The sequence below is a fragment of the Nodosilinea sp. LEGE 07298 genome (assembly GCF_015207265.1).
Lineage (GTDB): Bacteria > Cyanobacteriota > Cyanobacteriia > Phormidesmidales > Phormidesmidaceae > Nodosilinea.
Window position 1 is genome coordinate 1 of sequence record NZ_JADEXE010000571.1, and the last position, 1,485, is coordinate 1,485.

General features: G+C 59.6%; 1 protein-coding gene. It reads right to left on the reverse strand.

All coding sequences use genetic code 11. The annotated features are described in order from the left end of the window. Nucleotides 1-1,485, reverse strand: a 1,485-nt coding sequence (locus IQ273_RS33110) for a hydantoinase/oxoprolinase family protein (protein WP_194027308.1), incomplete at both ends; no start/stop codon positions are given.

A 1,485-nucleotide genomic window follows, 5' to 3' on the forward strand; every position in this document is an offset into this window, starting at 1 on the left:
GATGAGGGGGATAAAGCCGTAGCGTGGGTTGAGCTAATTTCCGCTGGGCTATGGTCAACGGTCTTCCCGCTGGCGAAACCCACGAAACTTATCTGTGAAGCATCTTTCTTTAAAATCAAATGCCCTTTGGCGGTCAGAGTGGCTTTCCAACCGGGTTCCACCACGTTGGTGCCGGTGGGTTCGATGACCAGGGCAGGGCCTGCGATCGCATCCCCCGGACACAAATCCTCCCGGTGATACACCGGGGTATCGTGCCAGGCCTCGGCGGTGTAGACCGGGACGGTGGTTTTCGGCGTGAGGGGCTGGGCGCGAACTCTGGGGACATCAGGTTCGTCGGGACTGTGGGTGTGGCCGATCACTTCAACGGCGGCGGTATCGACGATCAAGCGCTTATCTGCCTGGGCAAAGCCGTAGCGCTGGCGGTGCAGGGTGGTGAACTGCGATCGCATCGCCTCCACCCCCGCGAAATCGACTGCTAGCGTAGAGTCGGTGCCCTCGTACTTGAGCAATAGCCGAGGCAAAACCTGAGGCAATTTTGAATTTTGAATTTTGGATTCTAGATCTAATGCAAACCCCTGTTGGGCTAACTCCTCTAACCCCTTACTAGCCAAAGACTCCACTACCTGCTGAATCTCAGCCAGTGTCGCCTCCTCCAGCGGCAGCTCGACCGATCGCTCGTTTAGCGACCTGACATCCGCCAGGCCCATGCCGTAGGCCGACAGTACTCCGGCGTAGGGATGCAGAAACACCTCTGTCATTCCTAGAGCATCGGCAATCAGGCAGGCGTGCTGGCCCCCGGCCCCGCCAAAGCTGCACAGCACGTAGTCTGAAACGTCGTAGCCCCGCTGCACTGAGATTTTTTTGATCGCATTGGCCATTTTTTCGACAGCGATTGACAAAAAACCTGCCGCCACCTGTTCAGGACTCCGTGCATCCCCAGTACTGGACTGAATTTCTTCTGCCAGGGCCACAAACTTCTGGCACAATACGTCGGCATCTAGCGGCAAATCGCCCTCTGGTCCAAATACGTGAGGGAAAAACTCGGGCTGGAGCTTGCCGACCATCACGTTGCAGTCGGTCACGGCCAGCGGCCCACCGTGGCGGTAGCAGGCTGGCCCCGGATAGGCCCCCGCCGACTCTGGCCCAACTCGGTAGCGGCTGCCGTCAAAGCTAACAATCGAGCCGCCCCCGGCAGCGACGGTGTAAATTGCCATCATCGGAGCCCGCAGCCGCACCCCGGCCACCTCGGTTTCAAAGACGCGCTCGTACTCGCCTCGGTAGTGAGACACATCTGTAGAGGTGCCGCCCATGTCAAAGCCAATGACGCGATCGTAACCGGCCTGGCGGCTGGTCTGCACCGCGCCGACTACGCCCCCGGCAGGCCCAGAGAGAATGCTGTCTTTGCCCTGAAACAGCGCCGCATCCGTCAGGCCGCCGTTGGACTGCATGAACATGAGGGAAGTGGAGGGGGGAGTGGAGGGGTAG